This window comes from Sporosarcina aquimarina (assembly GCF_023715615.1).
In the GTDB taxonomy this organism is placed as follows: Bacteria; Bacillota; Bacilli; order Bacillales_A; family Planococcaceae; genus Sporosarcina; species Sporosarcina aquimarina_A.
Map to the genome: position 1 here is coordinate 307,125 of NZ_JAMBOM010000003.1, position 20,710 is coordinate 327,834.

At 37.9% G+C, this 20,710-nt stretch carries 20 protein-coding genes; 6 read left to right on the forward strand and 14 right to left on the reverse strand.

All coding sequences use genetic code 11. The features are described 5' to 3' along the window. Positions 1-67: 67 nt before the first annotated feature. Positions 68-490, forward strand: coding sequence for an organic hydroperoxide resistance protein (locus tag M3197_RS11045; RefSeq protein ID WP_251661542.1), 423 nt, complete (start codon positions 68-70; stop codon positions 488-490). Between the two features lie 213 nt (positions 491-703). Next, on the forward strand, positions 704-1,195 hold the full coding sequence (locus M3197_RS11050) for a hypothetical protein (RefSeq protein WP_251661544.1): 492 nt from the start codon (positions 704-706) through the stop codon (positions 1,193-1,195). A 71-nt stretch (positions 1,196-1,266) separates the two neighbouring features. On the opposite strand, the gene M3197_RS11055 is transcribed toward M3197_RS11050, so the two are convergent. From M3197_RS11055 to M3197_RS11075, 5 genes are all read right to left on the reverse strand, one after another. Beyond that, positions 1,267-2,016 (reverse strand): alpha/beta hydrolase, encoded by a 750-nt coding sequence (locus M3197_RS11055; protein ID WP_251661546.1) that lies wholly within the window; start codon positions 2,014-2,016, stop codon positions 1,267-1,269. A 30-nt stretch (positions 2,017-2,046) separates the two neighbouring features. Continuing rightward, positions 2,047-2,664, reverse strand: a complete 618-nt coding sequence (locus M3197_RS11060) for an NUDIX hydrolase (protein ID WP_251661548.1) — start codon at positions 2,662-2,664, stop codon at positions 2,047-2,049. Between the two features lie 193 nt (positions 2,665-2,857). Further along, the gene (locus M3197_RS11065; protein WP_251661550.1) at positions 2,858-4,426 is read right to left on the reverse strand and encodes a methyl-accepting chemotaxis protein; all 1,569 of its coding nucleotides are present in this window, start codon (positions 4,424-4,426) and stop codon (positions 2,858-2,860) included. Between the two features lie 434 nt (positions 4,427-4,860). Then, the gene (locus M3197_RS11070; RefSeq protein ID WP_251661552.1) at positions 4,861-5,637 is read right to left on the reverse strand and encodes a TatD family hydrolase; all 777 of its coding nucleotides are present in this window, start codon (positions 5,635-5,637) and stop codon (positions 4,861-4,863) included. Positions 5,638-5,686: 49 nt separating this feature from the next. Beyond that, the gene (locus M3197_RS11075; RefSeq protein ID WP_251661554.1) at positions 5,687-6,262 is read right to left on the reverse strand and encodes a TetR/AcrR family transcriptional regulator; all 576 of its coding nucleotides are present in this window, start codon (positions 6,260-6,262) and stop codon (positions 5,687-5,689) included. 144 nt (positions 6,263-6,406) lie between these two features. Between M3197_RS11075 and M3197_RS11080 the strand changes: the two genes are divergently transcribed. Beyond that, positions 6,407-7,165 carry an SDR family oxidoreductase gene (locus M3197_RS11080; RefSeq protein ID WP_251661556.1) on the forward strand — a complete coding sequence of 253 codons (759 nt, stop codon included), beginning with the start codon at positions 6,407-6,409 and terminating at the stop codon, positions 7,163-7,165. A 256-nt stretch (positions 7,166-7,421) separates the two neighbouring features. On the opposite strand, the gene M3197_RS11085 is transcribed toward M3197_RS11080, so the two are convergent. After that, on the reverse strand, positions 7,422-8,498 hold the full coding sequence (locus M3197_RS11085; protein WP_251661558.1) for a helix-turn-helix transcriptional regulator: 1,077 nt from the start codon (positions 8,496-8,498) through the stop codon (positions 7,422-7,424). Between the two features lie 293 nt (positions 8,499-8,791). Between M3197_RS11085 and M3197_RS11090 the strand changes: the two genes are divergently transcribed. Both M3197_RS11090 and M3197_RS11095 read left to right on the forward strand, forming a co-directional pair. Then, positions 8,792-9,976 (forward strand): YhgE/Pip domain-containing protein, encoded by a 1,185-nt coding sequence (locus M3197_RS11090; RefSeq protein WP_251661560.1) that lies wholly within the window; start codon positions 8,792-8,794, stop codon positions 9,974-9,976. Positions 9,977-10,022: 46 nt separating this feature from the next. Continuing rightward, complete coding sequence (locus M3197_RS11095) at positions 10,023-10,562, forward strand: PadR family transcriptional regulator (RefSeq protein ID WP_251661562.1); 540 nt, start codon at positions 10,023-10,025, stop codon at positions 10,560-10,562. 170 nt (positions 10,563-10,732) lie between these two features. On the opposite strand, the gene M3197_RS11100 is transcribed toward M3197_RS11095, so the two are convergent. From M3197_RS11100 to M3197_RS11130, 7 genes are all read right to left on the reverse strand, one after another. Next, on the reverse strand, positions 10,733-11,566 hold the full coding sequence (locus M3197_RS11100) for a MetQ/NlpA family ABC transporter substrate-binding protein (RefSeq protein ID WP_251661564.1): 834 nt from the start codon (positions 11,564-11,566) through the stop codon (positions 10,733-10,735). 16 nt (positions 11,567-11,582) lie between these two features. Next, positions 11,583-12,245: a methionine ABC transporter permease gene (locus tag M3197_RS11105; RefSeq protein ID WP_251661566.1), complete on the reverse strand. Its 663-nt coding sequence runs from the start codon at positions 12,243-12,245 to the stop codon at positions 11,583-11,585. Then, positions 12,238-12,984 carry a methionine ABC transporter ATP-binding protein gene (locus tag M3197_RS11110; protein ID WP_251661569.1) on the reverse strand — a complete coding sequence of 249 codons (747 nt, stop codon included), beginning with the start codon at positions 12,982-12,984 and terminating at the stop codon, positions 12,238-12,240. Before M3197_RS11110 ends, M3197_RS11105 begins: the two co-directional genes overlap by 8 nt. 145 nt (positions 12,985-13,129) lie before the next feature. Continuing rightward, positions 13,130-13,639 carry a YehS family protein gene (locus M3197_RS11115; RefSeq protein ID WP_251661572.1) on the reverse strand — a complete coding sequence of 170 codons (510 nt, stop codon included), beginning with the start codon at positions 13,637-13,639 and terminating at the stop codon, positions 13,130-13,132. 381 nt (positions 13,640-14,020) lie between these two features. Continuing rightward, a complete protein-coding gene (locus M3197_RS11120) occupies positions 14,021-15,289 on the reverse strand; it encodes an MFS transporter (RefSeq protein ID WP_251661574.1) in 1,269 nt (422 codons plus the stop codon). Between the two features lie 710 nt (positions 15,290-15,999). Continuing rightward, positions 16,000-16,785: a nucleotidyltransferase domain-containing protein gene (locus tag M3197_RS11125; protein WP_251661576.1), complete on the reverse strand. Its 786-nt coding sequence runs from the start codon at positions 16,783-16,785 to the stop codon at positions 16,000-16,002. A 158-nt stretch (positions 16,786-16,943) separates the two neighbouring features. After that, positions 16,944-17,822: a LysR family transcriptional regulator gene (locus M3197_RS11130; protein ID WP_251661578.1), complete on the reverse strand. Its 879-nt coding sequence runs from the start codon at positions 17,820-17,822 to the stop codon at positions 16,944-16,946. A gap of 134 nt (positions 17,823-17,956) precedes the next feature. Here M3197_RS11130 and M3197_RS11135 point away from each other — a divergent pair, with 134 nt between their 5' ends. Continuing rightward, positions 17,957-19,147: a coenzyme F420-0:L-glutamate ligase gene (locus tag M3197_RS11135; protein ID WP_251661580.1), complete on the forward strand. Its 1,191-nt coding sequence runs from the start codon at positions 17,957-17,959 to the stop codon at positions 19,145-19,147. A 145-nt stretch (positions 19,148-19,292) separates the two neighbouring features. Here the strand turns inward: M3197_RS11135 and M3197_RS11140 are convergent, their stop codons facing one another. Continuing rightward, positions 19,293-20,702, reverse strand: a complete 1,410-nt coding sequence (locus M3197_RS11140) for a DHA2 family efflux MFS transporter permease subunit (RefSeq protein WP_251661581.1) — start codon at positions 20,700-20,702, stop codon at positions 19,293-19,295. Positions 20,703-20,710: the final 8 nt, after the last annotated feature.

Here is a 20,710-nt window from a genome sequence, read left to right on the forward strand (position 1 = left end):
TTAAAAACATGAGCTTAGGGTAAACACTATCTATCGTACTAAATAGAAAATAAGGAGAAGTGATAGTATGTCAGAAACACTATTCACAGCAACTGCAACTGCAAAAGGTGGACGTGAAGGACACGTTCAATCCTCCGATAATGTCGTGAGCTTTGATACGGCGATGCCTGGAACTCCTAGAGCTAAAAAACTAGAAAGCTCAACCAACCCTGAGCAATTGTTTGCTGCAGGCTATGCGGCATGTTTTGACAGTGCACTGCAATTGGTCGCTGGCAAAGCAAAAGTGAAATTCGACTCTGAAGTCACTGCAAATGTCAGCCTTCAGAAAGACGAATCGGATCAAGGCTTTAAATTAGCCGTGAAACTTCAAGTAAAAGGTTCAGGTATTGAAAAAGACCAGTTGCAAGAGTTAGTTGAAAAAGCTCACCAGGTCTGCCCATACTCAAAAGCAACGCGAGACAACATAGAAGTTGAGTTAGAAACCCTTTAATTTTGAAAACGTTAAAAGTAGGAAAACCCCAACGTTTACAGGCGTTGGGGTTTTGGCATTCTTCATTGAAAGATTTTAAGTAGCGAGAAGACCAGTAAAATACTGCAACTCAATGAGTTATTAAATAAGATGCCTTTAAACTGTCACCATGAAGCGAGAGCGACATAGGCTATATAGACAGGAGATACTGCTTAACAAACAGGAGGAATCGGAATGATAAACTATCAAGCCTTTGCGGGCATCGTAACTGCCATTAATGACTTTTCAATTGGACAGTACAACGAAGTGGGTTGTTATAAGCAAATGTCAGTTGATAATGGTTATGGAAACGTAGTGAATTTTGTAGTGGCTCCGACCACTTACTTTGTCGATCACGAAGTCGTATCCGTTGGGGATCAAGTAACAGGATTTTACGATGGAAATGCACCTGCACCTCTTATCTTTCCACCCCAATTCAATGCGCTCATTGTAAGCAAAAATGTACGAGGACAATTTGTGAAAGTCGACCATTTTGATGACCAGTTAGTGAGCAGTGATCACACGTTACAGCTGAATATGAATCCAGCTACTAAAGTCGTCCTGCAGAACGGGCAGCCTTTCACTGGAAACCTGGCCAATCGAGATCTACTTGTCGTGTATGGTGCAACAACTCGGAGTATCCCTGCTCAGACGACGCCATATCAAATCGTTGTGTTATGCTCATGATTTGAGTGTACCTTGCATGTGGAGAAACTTTCTGCATGCGTTTTTTTACGTTACTGTCAGAAAGATTCTTTTCACTCGCTCAGTTCTTCCAAAAATTCTACAATGTATTTAACGGTATCTTGTACCTGCTGATTCCCTGACAACGAAGAGTCTCCATCACCTTTTTGATGACCATACTCTCCAAAACCACCGTGATTTCCGCCTTTTATTTCAATGAATTCTGCATCATTGGGCATGATTTCCTTAGCGTTTTTCACTTTGTCCAGATCTGCCACCTCATCATTGCTTCCCCAAAGGGATAATACGTTTAACGAGGACTTACTCAAATCAGTTTTACTTTGAGGATAGGATGCAAGTAATACAAGCCCTTCTACATTCTCATGATCTAGCGCATAATTGGACGCCATCACACCACCCAACGAGTGACCACCAATGACCCATCTTTTAATCTCAGGATGGTCATTTATAATCTCACCCGCACGATTTGGAGACAGGATCGCTAAGTTAAATCTCAAGTCGGCAAGAATGACAGGATATCCTTGCGCTGCAATTTCTTTTGCCATCGTTGCGTAAGCGGGTGCTTCTACTTTGGCGCCAGGATAGAAAATAAATCCGATATCGCGTGCTTCAGATACCGGTTCAAATAGAATATCCCCTTCTTCTTTAACGATCACCTGATCATCTGATTGTAAGCTGTTCTTTGAAGATGGAATTGCTTCATAGGAAGTGCTGACGAAGATGAAAAATCCAGCTAACGTAATTATCAATAACACTGCAATTCCCATAAGGATCTTTACTGCCCATGGTTTCTTTTCTCTCATTTTCATGACTCCTTTATGTGAGATACCATTTTATTTAATCAGATCGATAAAGTGTTTTAATATCCGAGCAGTCAATCCCCAAACAATATACTCTTCATACTCATAAAACCACTCTTCCTGTGAACGATTTCCCCATTGGTACTGCTCACCATTGTAGATTTTATCGAACGGGAAGTCTGGCAAGGGTATTGGTTGAACCGGGACTCTGTGTAGAACAGGTTCGTGGTCAAGTAACCACTTCAACGGAATTGCAAAGACTTCCTCGACTTCGTCCTTATTAAAAGAATGGATAATTTCATGGTAGTCACATACCGCAACAAATGGATAGACCACAAACGAAGGAGATGCAATATATGGACTCAACTTTCCAATAACGGTGACGGTATCTGGATCGATTCCTAATTCTTCATGTGTTTCTCGCAATGCCGCATCCATCGGGGAAGCGTCTGTCGAGTCAATTCGACCTCCTGGAAAACTACTATCTCCCGGCTGTTTTCGCATTGTCAGGGAACGCCTCTCAAAAACTACATGCCACTCGCCTGATTCTTGAACGAGAGGCACCAATACCGCGGCGCGAAACGCTGTATCTTCCCCAATGAACAATGACTTATTGTCATTTAGTTGTTTCTTCCAATCCTCCAAGAACATAAAGTTTCTGCACCTCCATGCTTTCTCATAACATTATCGTATCATTGGCTGGTGAATAATTAAAGAAGCTCATGAAAAGCCATTTCATACCGTTTGTTTACGTTACACCACGTAAGAATATAGGATAAAAATAATCTATCCCCACAAAAAAGCACGAGATCATCAAAGTGAAATGGTCTCGTGTTTTGTGTAATTACAGTTTAAATTGATGTGCCAATCTATTCAGCTCTTCAGAGAGTTGCGCGAGTTCAGCTGAACTACTGGCCACTTCTTCCATAGAACTTGCAGTTTGCTGTACAGAAGCCGAGGTCTGTTCTACACCCGCCGCCGCTTCTTCAGATACGGCAGCGATATCGTCGACTGTATTGTTAATCTCTTTAGTATTGTCAACAATGTCATTCAAATTGTTGCCAACTGTTTTTATATTTTCATCCATTTTTAGTACTGCTTTACTAATCTTATTGAATGTCCCTTTTGTCAATTGCAGCTGTTCGGTTCCTTGCTCTACCTCTTTATAACCTTTAGCAAGTGCATTCGAAACGCTTTTCGTTTCGCCTTGTATTCGTTCCACAATGCCTGAAATATCGGTTACAGAATGAGAAACTTGCTCTGCCAACTTACGCACCTCATCAGCAACTACTGCAAATCCACGCCCATGCTCTCCTGCTCTAGCTGCTTCGATTGCTGCATTTAATGCCAGTAGATTTGTTTGTGCTGCAATATCATTAATTACTGTAACTAGCTTAGAAATCTCCTGAGATTGACTATCCAATCCTTCAACTTTTTGAACCGATTCCTCAACAAGCTCATTAATTTTCTCCATATGTTTTGTAGAAAACTCCATCATCTCTACACCTTCTTGGGTCATACCAATCACTTCTTGAGAATACTTCTGAACATCGGTCCCATTCTCATTGGTTTCAAAAATCTTTGTGGCAAACGAATCCATGATAGATACTAGGTTGCTAGCACTATTCGCTTGAGTTTCAGCCCCTGTTGCCAGCTCCTGCATTGTCATTGCGGTCTGAGTAGAGCCAGCCTTTACTTCACTAGCAGACTGCGTTAACTCTTCACTATGGGATAACACGGTATTCGAAACGCCATTGATTTGACGTAGGATTGTATTCATTTTTGTTTGCATTTCATTTGTCGCTGTCACAAGGTGACCGATTTCATCTCGTGCATTTGTAACAAGATGCTCCTGGCTAATATCTCCGCTAGCAATTAACTTCATTCGTTCTGCAACGTTATTTATAGGATTCGAGATCACTCTCGCTGTAACAACGGCAATTAAAATGGAAATAATTGTGATTAAAGAGGCAAATAGAGAACCCATTTGTGCAGCCCGTTTTTCTGATCGTTGTATTTCTTTACCCATTTCCTCCATTTTTTCATGGTTTTTTTCCGCCAACTCTTCATATCCCAGACGAATCTCAGTACTCTCTGCACTTAGCTTGGTAGCATTTTGAATAGCTAACTCTTTGTTCCCCTCGTCATATTCGTTAAAAACATCTGCATCAACCTGTTTACGCCAATTGACCGTTCTCTTTATCAATGCATCAAACTCACTGTTTACTTCTATACTCCTAATAACACTTTCACTTTCAAGACCAATTTCAGTGTACTTCTGAAAATCATCTATATAGGATGGGTTTCCTGAAAGTAAATATCCTCTCACCGCTGATATCCTAACTGAGATAGAAGAAGACATTTGATCATATGCAGACAATAGCTGTAATTCTTCATTAATGACTTGATCCATAGAAGCACTCGTTTTTTTATTCATTAGATAGGTAAAGCCACTGTATACGGACGTTAAAACAATTGCGATAGCAAACCCAAATAAAATTTTCTTTCTAAGACTATTTAACTGCATAAATTTCCTCAACCTGTACACCTCTTATATATTTTTCAGGATATACTATGTACTATTGGGTAAATATAGTAAATAATAACCATCCTCTAAAATTAAATATATACATACCAATGAACTATGTAAAGCAATGATTTACGTCTTTTATGGTTTTTTATTCTTATTAAAAAGTCCCATTATATCTTGTATTCAGGTAACTTATATTATAAATAGTCGATTTTCTCCATATTTTACAACAAAAAAAGAGACGCACCATTTTGAGGTTACGCCTTTTCAATCATTTACTATGGGGTATACCGAACACATCATAAAAAGGGTTCGCTTTACACCCGATAAAATTTCAAGGTTGTCTCGTAGATTTGACGATAGGTTTCTTCTACTCTCATTCCCTTAATATCTGAAATTGTTTTTATACTACGATGCATCATAGATGGATGAGTCATCTTCTCGGTAAAATGACCTTTAAATGGCCACGGCCCATCTGTTTCCACCATTAGTTGCGATAGTGGGGTTTGTTTAACTATATGTTGAATTTCTTGTTCATACGTGACATCCGGAGTAATCGATAGAACATACCCATTCCGAAGAACACGGTCTAGAACTGCGTCATCTCCTTTAAACCAATGGAAATGTGCGTGTTTGATGTGATAGCTTTCCAACATGTCACATACAAGCTCAGCGTCTTCGTAAATAGCATGTAACACGATAGGTAACTCACAGTTTACCGCCTTTTGCATAAAGTGCTCAAGTAACTTCACATAAGGCGCTATATCTATCTTCGGCTCCTCCTGACGCAAATAATATGGAAGACCGACTTCTCCTATTGCAATGAGACCTTCACGATTCTCATCAATGAGCTCCATAATTCCATCAAGCTCCCCTTTACTCGGCAGCGACTGTTCCGGATGATAACCTATAGCAGGTTTAACCCGACTATCCATTCGGGCAAACTCCAGTTGCCTAAGTGAAGAAGCTAAATTGTTTGAGACTGCAATTAATGATTCAACAGATGTTGCTTCTAATTCATCTAGAATTTGGACACGTTCATTATCTTCATACATATCTAAGTGAATGTGTGCGTCAATTATTTTTCGGTTCATGAGTTCTCACCTGCTTATGTAGTTCTTCATTAAAATATATAATTATTAATCAAATACCTTTTGAATTACCTGATTGTATATTTACAATTTGTACGAGTTGACGGTTTAAATATTCCGCACTATAGCTAAAATCCTTATGATACCAATCGATGATGATTCCAATGATGGCGTTCGCCTGATAAGAGCAATGTAACTCATGGTCAATATCTTCATGCAAGATAGCTTCTTGATCCTTAAGCAACAATTGCTTAATTTCCTCGAACAATAAATAATAATACAGTATTGGGACTTTCTTTGAAAACACAATACGGTAGAAGCGCTTATAATTTTCAATATGATGGAAAATACGTATTGTATCAGGATTTAATTCTTCTGTTTTCAATACAGTCACATAGCGATACGGTTCTTGATAGGATCTCGCCAAATCAGCAGTAATTTCTTTAAAATACTCTTCAAATAGATCCTCGACTTGAGCATAGTGTAAATAGAAAGTACCCCGGTTCACTTTTGCCCTTCTGCAAATCTCTGATATAGAAATGGCATTCAAACTCTTTTCATCTAGTACTTCCAACAAAGCGTTGTGCAACGCCTCTTTTGTTTTTATCACACGTAAATCTGTCCGCATCCCTTTCCACCTCTTATTGAACAGTTTTGATAGATCTGTTCCTTAATGAACAACTATCAACTATTTGATTATTGTAAGAACTTACACCCAATACTATAATTTTATTGAACAGGTGTACAGTAAAGTCAAAGGAGGCTGGTTGAAATGAGATTAAAAGAAAAAGTAGCGATTGTCACTGGAGCAGCATCTGGCATGGGAAAGGCGATTGCTGTAGGGTACGCAAAGGAAGGCGCGAAAGTCGTGGTGTCCGACATCCACCTGGAAGGTGCTCAAGCTGTAGTAGAAGAAATTAAAGCTTTAGGTGCAGAAGCCATTGCAGTTCAAACAAATGTGGTATCCGAGGAGGATGTGCAGCGACTATTCGATGAAACAAAAGAAGCTTTTGGTAAACTGGACATCCTTGTAAACAACGCCGGTATCATGGATGGCATGGAGCCTGTTGGAGAAGTTTCAGAAGAACTATGGGAAAGAGTGTTCTCTGTGAATACAACTGCCGTCATGAGATCAATGCGTATTGCCGTCAACCTATTTATGGAACAAGGACACGGCGCTATCGTTAATAACATCTCTGCAGGCGGTCTTTACGGTGGTCGCGCAGGAGCTGCATATACAGCTTCGAAGCACGCAGTCGTCGGTCTAACAAAAAATACGGCATTCATGTATGCTGACAAAAACATCCGTTGCAACGGGATTGCGCCTGGAGCCGTCGCGACAAATATCAGTGCTTCCATGAAAAATATAAGCGAATTTGGCGCACGTCGCCAATCACTTGGAATGTCCTTGAACCCACGTGTCGGACAGCCTGAAGAAGTAGCAGAATTGGCTATCCTTCTAGGATCGGATGCTGCAAGTTTTGTGAATGGACAAGTAATCGGTGTTGATGGAGGCTGGACTTCTTATTGAGGAACTGGATTTGTATCGGTGTGTATCTAGTTCTTGAGGGTAGTCTTGAATGAGATTAGGTTGATCTGACAATTTTAAAACCAAAAGACCGGTTCTTTAAGGTCTTTTGGTTTACTTTTGATACGGTTCCTTTTATGAGTTGTTAGTGTGAGTGAAACAGCTCTACGTATTGTTGTTTGTATAATCTTACAGTTTAAATAATCTACGCTACCACTGCTTCTGACTACTTTGTCTAAACAAGATCGGTCATACTCCTCTACCGTACTCTATTTATCAGCTCTATATACTGTGTATCTCCATACCCGATCATCGGGAAAACCTCAAATAACCGCTTGAGCAATTCGGATTGAGACAATTGTTTATTTCTCGTAATGTATTTAGTCACTGGATTGGTTTCTGTCTGCATTTCTAGATACAACCCGATTGCTTGGAACATAATAGGTAGCACTTTACGTTTCGGCTTCTTGTGATTCACGAGTACGTCTTCATAGACGGAATAATAGTTGCCTAAAACAAGTTCAGTTTGAGTTACTTTAAATTCGTCCTCCTTAAAACTATTTAAATACACCATACCTTCATACTCTGATTGCTCAAGATAAGCAAGAATGGTTAGGAGATTCATCTGACAAAACATATCTTCACCAAACCATAAAACTATATAATTATAGTTTTTCTGATTAAGACGTTTTAATGGCTGCAACACTTTAGAGGTGTAACTTTCAATTGAGACATGATGACCTAACGCACGTGTTTCAATAAATGTAGAATCGAAAATTGGAATTGTTGTTTCATGGACACACATCGCTTCATTAAATGGGGCATAATCGGAATTCCCCATCAGTTGTTTATTATTAAACTCTTCATACATAACTTCACCATTTAAGATATTCAATACATCCCAGTCAAATAATTCGCTCTTTTCACTTTGCAAGTGTGCTACTTCTTCTTCTCTACACGTATTCATACTATCCACTCCCTCTGCTGGATGAATTCTTAACTTGCCAATCGATTGAACTGGCATTTGGTGTCGTTGAAAATCTCTTGGACTTACTCCAAACACTGAGTTAAAAGCTCTGCTATAAGCTTCTTGGGATGAATAGTTGTAGTCAACAGCGACATCGATGATTTTGCGATTCATTACTAAATCTCCTGTAGACAAATATAATCTTCGAAGCAAAATGTAGCGCCTCATACTAATACCGGTTGCCTGATGAAACTTAAAAGAGCAGTAGTATGGAGAATACCCCATATGATTTGCTAACTCGTCCAATGAAAACTCCCCTTGTAATTTGTTCTCTATCCAATCAATCATTTGCTGGATGTACTCATTCAATTTCATCACTCCTGAATAACAGTATAAGCTGTAGCTAGTTTCATCATATGATAGTTGTTGTGCTGTTCGATAATCGGTCTATTTAGAAAAGGCGAAACAATCTTGCCGTGGATTTGCTCTTTCATTTTAGAAATTTCTCATCTCACCTGATTCAAAACCCACCTACTTCTCCTCCAATCAGATCAGTTGACTTCCTACTAAAAAAGAATAAAATGATGATATACTTTAAACAAAGTACTTTCTTTAAAGTTCGTTCGTTAAAGTGTATATTCAATTGGAAAGAGGAAAAACTTATGAAATTCACACAGTTTCTAAAATCGAGAGGTTCTATTGCCGCCATCATTATGGGAGTATTCTATGCGATTGCCATGCTAGGAATCTTCTTACCAGGTTATACGGCAATTCCGGGGAATATTGACAAATTACCGATTGCAATCGTTAACGATGATGCCGGGGAATATGGAGCAAAGATTGCAGATCAACTACAAGAAAATTTACCTTTTAAAGATATAGAAACAGATATTAAAAATAAACAGGCTTTAAAAGAGTTGGAGAAAAATGATTTAGCCTTAGTCGTTCACATTCCCGAATCATTCTCATCGGATATGCAAAACGGTGAGACTTCTTCTAGTATCGACTTTACAATTAATGACGCAGGAGCGACAGTCATTTCTTCTTCCATGAAGTCAGTTGTTGCAGAAATTAATAATCAACTTAGCCAGCAATTCTCTCAACAAACAGCACAAAGTGTATTAATGAACTTTAATGTACCCGAAAAACAGGCTACTGAATTAGCGGAAAAGATTGAAACCGCTTATGTAGGTAACATCGTCACCGTCAACAAAATACCCGATGGTATGCATAACAATATGCTTCCTATGTTCCTAACAATGGCGAGTTACATTGGGGCTATGATTGGATCTATGCAACTAGTAGATACCTTTAAAGAGAACCGAGGAAGAGCTAGCAAAACGCGGCTATTCATCTATTTACAATTGACGGCTCTTTTAATTGCGTTGTTATCTTCATTAGCGGCTACAGGAATTACCTTTTTAGTGAACCAACCTGACGGAAGCTTGTTCTTAAGTATCGTTGGCCATCAAACTCTTATCTATATGGCTAGTTTCAATTTTACGGCGATCCTTATTTTCTTACTGGGACCCGCTGGTATGATTCTCAACATACCTCTTATCTTCGTCCAAACCTTAGCAAATGGGGCAGTAATCTCAAGGGATATGATGTACAAGCCATATGAATGGGCTAGCCACATTACTCCTATGTATTATTCTGTACAAGGCTACTTAGCGGATCTATACGGAAGCATTAGTCCAAGTCCCTTCCTTTGGTCACTAGCTGCTGTTGGTTTAGGGGCAATGGTCATAAATATCATCATCGTTGCGACCGTTCACAAATCCAAACCAGCTGACAAGTCCGCAACAAGGACTGAAATCGAAGAAATCACTAAAGTGTTGTCTTAATCATGTTATAATAAGAATAATTATTATTCTTAAAGGGGCATTGCGAATGAGCATTCAAGTGTTTATATTAAGCAAATTAATGATAGGAAAAACCTATCCTTATGAGCTGAAAAAACAAATGTCTGAACCCATTCCATTGGACGAATTAGGTGGAATCACAGAGAGCAAACTGTACTATCACTTCGACTCATTGGCAAAACATGGTTTAATAGAACCCGTTGAAATCATAAAAGAAGAACATCGACCTGACAAACAAGTATTTGCGATTACGGATAAAGGCCGTGAAGAGCTCCCTAATAAAATCTATAAGTTATTTAAAAGCGCAAATGACATCAATGACATGGTAATCGCTTTAGCAAATATCAAATATGTGGATTCTGAAAAAGTAGTGACACTGTTAAAAGAAAAGTTAACGAGTCATAAAGCTCATTGGGAACACATTATGAAGTTTGAAAACACATCTCAAAAAGACAAAAAAAGTGAAAACCTCCATGAGTTGCTTATTGGATACTTTACAACTAAGTCAGATCATTCAAATTATTGGCTCGAAGAAGCTATTAGACAAATTGAACAGGACAATTTATAAAAGAACCCTCCAGAAAGCCAGTGAAAACTGGTTTCTGGGAGAGTTCTTTTTTGTTCAGATGAAAAATGTGGGGACAGGTGATTTGGAGTTAATTTCATTAAATGCGTGACTTCATTGAAAAAGACTTTAAGAGACAGGGGTCCCCCGCTCTCAAAGCCTTTTTTTGTTAATTAAAATGCTGGAATTGCCGTTTCGTCGTAGTTGTCTTTTAGAAACTTACGGACCTCATCAGAAGTCATTGCTTTCGATAACTTTTGAATCGGTTCCGAATCTGCATTGTCTTCCCGGGCAATAAGTGTGATCGCGAAGTCATTTTCAACACCTTCAGTTAAGAGTGCATCACTTTTCGGCGTCAAGTCCAGTGGTGCTGCATAAGCTGGTGTCATAATGACTGCATCTGCGTCATCATACATTCTCGCAAGCATTAGCAAATCCACCTCTTTAAATTCATAGTTCTTCGGATTCTCTAAGATGTCTGCTTTAGTATAGTAAGGTCCATTTTTTTCTTTTAATGTAATAATGTCATGTTGAGCTAGTAACGCTAATGAGCGGTCAATATTTGAAACATCATTCGCAATCGCAATGTTCGCACCCTTCGGCAGTTTGTCCATGGAGTCGTAGTCTTTTGAGTAGACACCATAATTAGCAAAATAGATTGGGGTTATCGGAACTAGGTTGGCATCATTATTGCGATTGAATTCTTCCATGTACGGTACGTGTTGGAAGAAGTTTGCGTCTACTTCTTTTGCAGCAAGAGCGCTGTTCGGTTGAATGTTATCCCCCAACACGACGATTTCAAGGTCCACGCCTTCTTCCGCTAGTGTCGGTTTAACCAGTTCAAGAATCTCGGTCATTGGTGGAATTAATGATGCGACTTTCAATGTAACAACTTCGTCTTCTTTTGCCGGAGCCTTTTCAGGTTCACTGGCAGAATCCGATTTACTACAGCCTGCTGCTACTACAAGAATCATACTCAACGTTAAAAATAAAAGAAGTTTTTTCATTGTTTTCTCCTGTTCTTTATCTTTTGTCTAACCATCTAGATACAGTCGTCCCCGTAAATTGGATGAGCTGTACCAGAATGATCATGATCACAATCATATAAATCATCAAATCTGTCTTAAACTGCTGATAGCCATAGCGGATGGCAAAATCACCGATTCCCCCGCCTCCTACAACTCCCATAATGGTGGAGTACGAGATGAAGCTAATAATAGATGTGGTTAATCCAAGGACGAGTCCGGACCGTGCTTCCACATAAAGAAATTTAAAGATGAGCTCTTTCAAAGAAGCGCCCATAGAAATACCCGCTTCCATCACGCCTTTTGGCACATCCAACAATGCTTGTTCCACTAAACGAGCGTAATGGGCAATTGCAATAATTGACAGAGGCACAGTCGCAGCTGCGGTCCCGATTGCTGTTCCAATTAAAAATCTTGTAAAAGGGATTAAAAAGACGACTAACAAAAGAAATGGAAAAGAACGGACCACATTCACGAATAAATTGACGATCGAAAAAACAACCTGATTTTCAAAAACTTGTCCCTTTCGACACAGAAATAACAACGTTCCCACAGGTAGCCCAATTAGAATAGCTGCAAGGATAGAAACTCCCACCATGATGAACGTTTCTCCAATCGCCTGCCAAATTTCAGCTTGGTATTGAACGAGTACTTCAGGCATCGCGACCACCGTCTTTCGTGAGCTGTTCTACAAAGTGATTCGCAGAGCTTTCCGTCGCCTGAATACCTTTAGGTGTAATGGATAACGTATCATAGACAGTTCCTTCCGTGAGCACAGTTACACGGTTACAGATGCTTTTAATGACCTCCATCTCATGACTCACAAGGACAATGGTAACCCCAAGTCTTTGATTGATATCTGCTAAGACTGTGAGGATTTCAGCAGTTGTATGAGGGTCTAGAGATGACGTGGGTTCATCACATAACAGCACGTGCGGATGGTTCGCAAGCGCTCTTGCAATCGCAACTCGTTGCTTTTGACCGCCACTTAGCTGAGCTGGATACTTGGGCTGAAAGCTTTCAAGTCCAACAAATCGCAGACACTCCAAGGCTCGGTTCCGACGTTCATCTTTAGGATACTTTGCAAGCTCAAGCGCGACTACTACATTTTCATACACGGTTTTATTGGCCACTAAATTGAAGTGTTGAAAGATCATCCCTATGGATTTACGAGCTTGTCGAAGTTGTTTAATGTTGAGAGATGTTAGCTTTTGACAGTTCACCTCAACTACTCCATCGTCTGGTGTTTCCAACAAATTCATGAGTCGTAACAATGTCGATTTTCCAGCACCACTCGCTCCAATGATGCCGTGGATATCACCTTGTGCAATCGAGAGTGAAATGGATTGAATGACTGGAACACCGGTAAAACTTTTACTAACATTATGTAGTGAAATCAAAGATACTCCCCTCTCTAGTTGAAAGGTGGCTGCGACCTTCATGATTATAGCTTATCCCGTATACGCTGTCATACTATCTGCAAGGCAACAAGAAAAAGCAGGCTCCTTGTTTTACCGGATCCTGCGTGGATTGTTCTATAAGTCATCATGGTCGATAGATGTGGGCTAACCCTTTTAGGAAATTTCTAGCGTAACGATCACCGCACTCCTTATAGTTTCGATGACCTTCTTTTCGAAGAACCGCACTCAATTCACTTTTTGACACCGTAACCCCTGCGTCATTTAAGATATCGATCATTTCCTCACTCGTTAAGGAAAGTGCAATTTTCATTTTCTTAAGTAAGATATTATTCATGTTTCTATTGTCGGCGGTCATCAAGAATTGGTTTTTGAGAGTCTCGGGAGTTTCCTCTTGCGGTCCTCTTTTTAATGTTATACACCCGTTTAAGAATGACTCTAACGTCGTGTTGTCGATCATGTTAATATATTCTTCTTCCGGAGCCTCACCATCCGTACTGTTTTTTGACTTTGATAGCATGTCTTGGACTTCTGTCTTTGTTGTTTCGATTCCGCCTAGTGCGAAAATCTCAACCATTTCTGCGTCTTTTATGTCGAGTGCGTATCTTAGTCGAGTTAATATGTCATTTGCATTCATGTTATTCACCTAACCTTTTCTAATTCGTACAGTAAGTATTAGTATAATGCTTTTTCTTATTCATTGCTTCCCCTTGCCATCCCATTACCGAATTTATTTCGGCATTCCAACTAATATAAGAGTAGTTGAACTGCTAATTCAGTTAGTAATGGTATTATTCCCCTCATCTATTCATGACATGCCCAATCAGCTACTGTATACGTCCAATCGCGCTTTTTGAATTGTTGTCTATTTAAAGAATAAAAAAAAGAAGTTAGTGATAACTTCTCATAGATCATTCTTATTCTATTTAGGCAACTTTATAGGAATGCACGAGGATTATTACTCACGTAAACATCGTATGGCTCATGCGTATATGTTGCTTTAAAACTCTTTAACCTATTATTCATTCCACAATCCGGCTTTTTTAAATTTCTTTTTTCCTTTAAATGCGAGGATAATGGCTCCCACATTCAAGAGAAACATTATAAAAATTCCATATAGCACATATGTGTAACTACCTGTAATTTCAAATATAAAGCCGTATCCAGGTAACGCAACAATACCTGCAACTGCCAATCCCGTTATTGCAAGTCCATAAATTTGACTGAACTCCTTATTGCCAAATAGAGCTGTTGTTAAAAGCGGCCCCAATGTCCCAAGAGATGCAACAACAAATCCATATAGGCCAGTAGCTAGTGTAAACATCATTGGATTTTCAGGAACTATTATAAGAATTCCTACTGGGACTAAGCCTAGAAGCATAGCCGAAATGGCTGTATTCTTCACTCCTATTCTATCACTGAGAAAACCGAAGAAGATCGCTCCAATTACAATACCTACCGACCATGCGCCCATTGCATTCCCTGCAAACTTGATGTCATATCCCAAACCCATTGCGAATGGCGCAACATGTTGGTTAAAAGCAGCTATTGATGTTTCAAAGAAGAAGAAAAATAATAGATAATAAAATACACTTGATTTTTTTGCTATGGCAGCAGTAACCCCGCTATTTGTTGTCGTTTGAACTTTAATCTCTTCATTTGGCTGAACTACAACCTTACCATATGGCTCTAAACCTTTATGGTGAGGGGCCTTTCTAATCGTTAATAGCACAACAGGTATAACAACCGTCATTACACCTAATCCTAAAATCATATACGTGTTTCTCCAACCTTCACTTGCGATTAAGTTACCTGCTACCGGTTGAAGAAAAGCTCCTATTAAACCACCAGCTCCCACCATAATACCTATAGCCACGCCTTTGTGCTTTTCAAACCAATTATTAATAAGTACAGGACCCGCCAATTGTGTTACAAATACAGATCCCATTGCCATAGGTATAGCAAACAGATACCATCCCCATACGGAGTTCATTAATCCAAACATGGCAAAGGAGCCTGCCTCCAAAATAACAGCTGTCACTAAAATTAATCTAATATTATATTTTGCTATCATCTTACCTGCAATTGGTAATGATATCATGGTTACAATTGATGAAATACTAAAGTACAAAGTTAAACTTCCCATTCCAATACCTAAATCCTCTGTAATCGGAGTTAAAAATAGTCCACCTGTGGTCAAAATGCCACCTTTTGCAGCTCCGACCATTACAACTAACCCTAATAATACCCACCATGCATAGTGGATTTTTTTCTTTGACTGACTCATGATGTTATCCCCTATTCCATATTTAATTTCTATTTTTAAAGTAAACGACTAACATCTCTTTCTACTTTGAAAGAAGTTTTATAATTAACATGCCGTTAATTAATGAGAATTTTTTAGTTTGATATATCCATCATTAAATTTATGGATTCTCCCTACTATACTTTTTCCTTTCTGCCTAGTTCATTAAATAAATTACTTTATTTAAAATACAAACAACATTCATAATTATAGTGACTTTAAATAACTAAGTTACTTTTAGTAACAATAATAACCTGCAATTTATATTGTGTCAATGCTATGAACTTCGTTGGAATAATACGAACCATTCAAATAATCCACATGTATATCTTTTATGAATTGTGTTATTAATTTATAAATTGAAGTTTGAAATGGATAGTTCCATTTGTTGATATTATTCACGTCAAATAAAAATATCGTTCTCACATAAAAGTTTGATGACAAATAAAAGCCACTTCAATGCTGCTAACTCTAAGTTTTTGTCATTTTGAGTAATGATTTATAATTATTGAGATAGAAATATATAAAATTTAACTAAAAAAATCACCTAGCGTGTTGATATATCAACACACTAAGTGATTTTTTTCAAAACTGCATTTACTTATGATAGGCTTCACCGTACCTTGTCTTAAGGCAGTTCGGAAGATTTCTTTGTTTATCAAAATTACAAGATTATGCGCGAATTAAAAATATTACTTCCAAACTTCTTGCAATGTATTTCTAAACAATTCATCTAATAGTTTCGTCGGATCCTTCGCTTCAACTTTGAGCGATTTTACATATTCCTCGAGTCGTTCCATTTCGTTTTCCACGAATCTGTTAATCACATGAATACGGGGTTCAATATCTAACTCATCACCTATTAGCTTTCTTTTTAAAAGATGTTCAACCGCATTTTTTAATTCACCTTCTGGAATGATGTCTTTCAATAATTCATGGAAGCTAATTGGAGGTGTCATATTATATTTCTCAATCCACATACACGCCAATATCGGTCGTAGTACATAAAAATACTTTTTTATTCTCACTTCTGATCCCTGCAGGTACTCACGATAATTATTTTTTGCCATGTTTAAATAGTGGTGCAGCATCGAATTCGGATGAAATACATCCGATTCCAAAGACCGTATGTTATCAACAAACGAGTATTTTTGATAATAAATGATATTGCTTCTTAACCATTCTAAAAGTGGCGGATTATTTTTTCTAAAAAGACGGAGCGCTTTTGTGATCTCCCAACCGCTTATATCTAACAAATCACTAATTGGTTCTTCAATTACATCTCTCTTTACTCCAATTCCTTGGGGATCAATTGAGAGATACCATTCTGGTGGATGAATATAAATAAAACGAACATCGTAATCACTGTCTTTTGAAGGAAAGCCCCATGCTCTGCTTCCAGATTCAACAGCATACAAGATTTTCACCCCGTATCTCTCTTCTATTTCTAACAATTTCTTTTGAATAATTTCATTCATTTACACATCTCCTTTTAGGCTTAAAAGAACTAGTTTTATCTTACATACCGTTTTAGTAAAAGAAATATCAGAAAAAATTATGAATTCTACATTACCCTCACTTACTTATGGTCCGATTCTCCGTACTACTTGTAAATGAGTTTTTTCAACTTCAGGTATTATTTTATAAGTTCTATAAATGATTTTGCAGCACGTGTTAATGGAACATTCTCTAAATAGCATAGGCCAATAATCCTCTTTGGAATTTCCTCTACTAGCTGTATCTCATATAATTCTCCACTTTCTAAATAGTTCTTTGAGAACTCCTTGATCACACACGAAATCCCTAAATTTATTTTTGCGAATTCTAAAACCAAATCAAAAGAGCCTAATTCAAATACAGGTGAAAATTGAAAACCCTTCTTTTCAAAGAATTGCTCTACAAACAATCGTGAATTCGACTTCTTTTCCAAAAAAATGAGTGGCATTCTCATTAAATACTCAAAACTAACGGGTTTTTCAGTAAGAGTTTTATATTTTTCTCCGCAAACAAAGATATCTTGAATTTCCTTACAGGGTATGACTTGTAGATTTTCTTCATCGATTGGTAAATTACACACACCAATATCTACCTTTCCTGATTTAATTAAGTCACAAATTTCTGTTGTAGTTCCATTTAATATATTTAATTTGATCCCAGGATACCCCTTATGGAATTTTTCCAAATAAGGTAATAAGAAATAGCGAGAGATGGTGTCTCCAACTCCAATACGTAATTGTCCGGTCTTTAATGATTTAAATTCTAAAAGTTTGTCTTCTGCGGCGTTTATGATTCCCAATGCTGACTTAATATGCTCATTTAACAGGTTTCCTTCATTTGTTAATACTACTCCCTTTGAGGTTCGATGGAAAAGCAGAATATCTAATTCTTTCTCCAATTTCGATATTGCTTGACTAACAGCTGGTTGCGTCATGTATAGTTCTTGTGCTGCTTTTGAAAAACTTTGATTAGAGCTAACAACGTTAAATATTCTGTATAAATCCAATTTCCCTATCATATAAGCTCTCCTTATATCTGATATAATGAATATTAATTTTACTTATATCACGTTATAAGGGTATAGTAAACATATAATGTTTATATATATGGACATAATTATATAAAACATACTCACTTAGAGGAGAGATTAAATTGACAAGAGCCGTTGGAACAGTAGTTCGTGGGCTTCGTAGTCCCATCATCAACCAAGGTGATAATATGGAACAAATCACTGTTGAAACAGTATTAAATGCAGCAAAGGTCGAAGGTTTTTCGATAGAGGATCGCGATATTGTTACAATTACTGAATCCATTGTCGCTCGTGCGCAAGGAAACTATGCAACCATTGATCATATTGCATCAGATATAAAAACTAAATTCGGTGATGATACAATTGGTGTCATCTTCCCAATTCTTAGTCGTAACCGATTTGCAAACTGCTTGAGAGGGATTGCAAAAGGAGCAAAAAAAATAGTCTTAATGTTAAGCTATCCTTCTGATGAAGTGGGCAATCACCTGGTAGACATCGATGAGCTGGATGCGAAAGGCATCAATCCATGGACAGATGTATTAACTGAAGCCCAGTTCCGTGAACATTTCGGTTATGGCAAACACACTTTCACAGGTGTTGATTACATTGAATACTATAAATCCTTGATTGAAGCTGAAGGTGCAACTTGTGAAGTAATCTTCTCTAATAATCCAAAAACAATTCTGGACTATACAAAGAACGTGTTAACTTGTGATATTCACTCACGCGTAAGGACAAAACGTATATTAACAAACAATGGTGCTGAAAAAGTATATGGCCTAGATGATGTTCTTTCAAAACCAATTAACGGTAGCGGCTTTAATGAAGCCTATGGTCTACTTGGTTCAAATAAAGCAACGGAAGACAGTGTCAAACTATTTCCGAACAACTGCCAACCAGTTGTTGATGGAATTCAAGCAAAAATTAAAGAATTAACTGGTAAAACTATTGAAGTAATGGTTTATGGCGATGGAGCATTTAAAGATCCTGTGGGTAAGATTTGGGAGCTTGCGGATCCAGTAGTATCACCTGCTTATACAAAAGGACTTGATGGTACTCCAAACGAAGTGAAACTAAAATACTTGGCAGATAATAACTTCTCTCATCTTCAAGGTGAAGAGTTAAATCAAGCTATTACTGAATTCATCCAGAATAAAAAAGAAGACCTCGTAGGTTCAATGGAAGCACAAGGCACTACACCTCGTAAACTAACTGACCTAATTGGATCTTTATCCGATTTAACTTCAGGAAGTGGAGATAAAGGTACTCCAATTGTCTATATTCAAGGTTACTTCGATAACTTTACAAAATAAACTCATCATAAAAGGATGTCTCTTTAGTCGAGACATCCTTTTACTTTTTCTTATGTTACGGATCCACTATCCATCTCACGTTAGTTGGTCATCTACTTTGCTATTGCAAATACTGCTTATTTAAAACGCATTTACTTATGAAGTACTAGTTACTTAATTTCTTATTTGCCTCTTTTTTATTTCTAGGAACAAACCAAACCACAATAAATGCAAGAAGCGCTACAACAAACATAAAGAGATAAGTCGTATTTACTGCTGCTACATAGCCCTCACTTGTTTCAATTGAAATCTTGGTTAATTGCATCGAGTAAATCGTCACAATGACCGCCGTACCAATTGCTCCAGCTAATTGACGCGTCGTATTGTTAATAGCAGAGCCATGGGAGACTAATTCTCTAGGTAAAGCATTTAGAGCTGCTGTATTTAATGGCATTGTGATAAATGCTAATCCAATGCGTAGAATAATCGTACGAACAAGTATATAAGCATACGAAGTAGAAGATGATAAATCAATGACTGCCCACATCGACAATGCAATGAAGCTCATTCCCACAATAAATAAAGGTTTTGCACCGTATTTATCAAACAATTTTCCTGTTACCGGCGATAACATAGCATTAATAATAGCACCAGGTAACAATAATAACCCTGCTTCAAATGCGGTAAAACCACGGCCGTCCTGTAAATACATCGGTAATAAAATTAGGTCCGCATACATTAAAATCGTAATCGCAATATTTACAATGGTCGTCATCGAAAACATTTTGTATCTAAATACCGATAAGTTTAGCAATGGATCACTCGAAGACATTTGACGCTGACAAAATAGCATTGTAACCAACAATCCTAAAACAATTATCGTTACAATAAGCCAGTCCCCCCATCCTCGGCTACCTGCACTACTAAAGCCAAATAATAAAAAGCCAAAGCCTACAGTGGAGTAAATGACACTCAGCCCATCCATTTTTACCTTCGTCGCCTCTGCTACGTTCAATAAATACTTATAAGCCACTAAAATAATGATTGCCACAAATGGAATTAACCCAATAAAAAGCCATCTCCATGACATATATTCAACGATAAATCCTGCAACTGTAGGGGCAATGGCTGGAGCAAAAATAATCGCAAATCCCACTTTCCCCATAACTTTACCGCGTTCATCTACTGAATATAAGAAAACAATAACTGTCATCATTAACGGAATAATAATTCCTGCACCGACAGCTTGAATCATACGTCCCGCTAATAACACCCCAAAATTCATAGCACACGCAGCAACAATAGAACCCACTAATAAAAATACCATCGAGCTAATAAATAATTGACGTGTTGAAAAGCGTTTCATTAAATAAGCAGTAATCGGAACTAATACACCATTCACAAGCATAAAACCGGTAGCCAGCCACTGGATGGTTGTCGGTTTCACATCAAAAATAACCATTAAATCACTCAACGCAACATTGAGCAATGTTTGATTTAAAGTAGAAAAAAAGCATCCTGCAATCATGACAATTAGCAGTAGCTTCCTTGTTTCTTTAGATATTTCGTTTTGCATGATCAAAC

Excerpts from the sequence above, each read along its gene's own strand:
- M3197_RS11140 (WP_251661581.1), bottom strand. The coding sequence starts at position 20,702 with ATGCAAAACGAAATATCTAAAGAAACAAGGAAGCTACTGCTAATTGTC.
- M3197_RS11130 (WP_251661578.1), bottom strand. The coding sequence starts at position 17,822 with ATGATAGGGAAATTGGATTTATACAGAATATTTAACGTTGTTAGCTCT.
- M3197_RS11090 (WP_251661560.1), top strand. The coding sequence starts at position 8,792 with ATGAAATTCACACAGTTTCTAAAATCGAGAGGTTCTATTGCCGCCATC.
- M3197_RS11045 (WP_251661542.1), top strand. The coding sequence starts at position 68 with ATGTCAGAAACACTATTCACAGCAACTGCAACTGCAAAAGGTGGACGT.
- M3197_RS11055 (WP_251661546.1), bottom strand. The coding sequence starts at position 2,016 with ATGAGAGAAAAGAAACCATGGGCAGTAAAGATCCTTATGGGAATTGCA.
- M3197_RS11095 (WP_251661562.1), top strand. The coding sequence starts at position 10,023 with ATGAGCATTCAAGTGTTTATATTAAGCAAATTAATGATAGGAAAAACC.
- M3197_RS11080 (WP_251661556.1), top strand. The coding sequence starts at position 6,407 with ATGAGATTAAAAGAAAAAGTAGCGATTGTCACTGGAGCAGCATCTGGC.
- M3197_RS11075 (WP_251661554.1), bottom strand. The coding sequence starts at position 6,262 with ATGCGGACAGATTTACGTGTGATAAAAACAAAAGAGGCGTTGCACAAC.
- M3197_RS11060 (WP_251661548.1), bottom strand. The coding sequence starts at position 2,664 with ATGTTCTTGGAGGATTGGAAGAAACAACTAAATGACAATAAGTCATTG.
- M3197_RS11050 (WP_251661544.1), top strand. The coding sequence starts at position 704 with ATGATAAACTATCAAGCCTTTGCGGGCATCGTAACTGCCATTAATGAC.
- M3197_RS11065 (WP_251661550.1), bottom strand. The coding sequence starts at position 4,426 with ATGGATCAAGTCATTAATGAAGAATTACAGCTATTGTCTGCATATGAT.
- M3197_RS11105 (WP_251661566.1), bottom strand. The coding sequence starts at position 12,245 with ATGCCTGAAGTACTCGTTCAATACCAAGCTGAAATTTGGCAGGCGATT.
- M3197_RS11115 (WP_251661572.1), bottom strand. The coding sequence starts at position 13,639 with ATGAATGCAAATGACATATTAACTCGACTAAGATACGCACTCGACATA.
- M3197_RS11125 (WP_251661576.1), bottom strand. The coding sequence starts at position 16,785 with ATGAATGAAATTATTCAAAAGAAATTGTTAGAAATAGAAGAGAGATAC.
- M3197_RS11070 (WP_251661552.1), bottom strand. The coding sequence starts at position 5,637 with ATGAACCGAAAAATAATTGACGCACACATTCACTTAGATATGTATGAA.
- M3197_RS11100 (WP_251661564.1), bottom strand. The coding sequence starts at position 11,566 with ATGAAAAAACTTCTTTTATTTTTAACGTTGAGTATGATTCTTGTAGTA.
- M3197_RS11120 (WP_251661574.1), bottom strand. The coding sequence starts at position 15,289 with ATGAGTCAGTCAAAGAAAAAAATCCACTATGCATGGTGGGTATTATTA.